Origin of the sequence: Pseudomonas sp. 67(2021), assembly GCF_017491835.1 — a bacterium.
Taxonomy (GTDB): Bacteria; Pseudomonadota; Gammaproteobacteria; order Pseudomonadales; family Pseudomonadaceae; genus Aquipseudomonas; species Aquipseudomonas atacamensis.
Map to the genome: position 1 here is coordinate 1 of NZ_JAFGYL010000091.1, position 463 is coordinate 463.

General features: G+C 63.5%; 1 protein-coding gene. It reads right to left on the reverse strand.

Annotation, left to right across the window (positions count from 1 at the left end; translation table 11 throughout):
* A partial coding sequence (locus J5M66_RS26660; RefSeq protein ID WP_207817549.1) for an alpha/beta fold hydrolase occupies window positions 1-463 on the reverse strand: 463 nt, incomplete at both ends.

Genomic DNA, 463 nt, shown 5'->3' on the forward strand with positions numbered 1-463 from the left:
GCGCACCGGCGTGTGACGCCAGCCAAGTTGACCAATCCGGCCACCAGCTGCCCGGATGCTCCTTCGCACCCTCGAACCACGCATCGGCGGACTCGGGCAGCTTGGCATTGATCCAGTGCGAACGCTTGTTGGCCGCAGGCGGGTTGATGACGCCTGCGATATGTCCCGAAGCGCCCAGGACGAAACGCCGCTTGCCCTTGAGCAGCGGCACCGAGCCATAGGCCGACTTCCCCGGCACGATGTGGTCTTCACGCGAGCCGTAGATGTAGACCGGCGCATCAATCTTGCCGAGGTCCACCGGCGTGCCATTCACCTTCAGCTTGCCCGGCGTCTTGAGGTCGTTCTGCAGATACGTATGGCGCAGATACCAGCAGTACCACGGGCCCGGCAGGTTGGTGGAGTCGCCGTTCCAGTACAGCAGATCGAACGGCGCCGGCGTCTTGCCCTTCAGATAGTTCTCGAC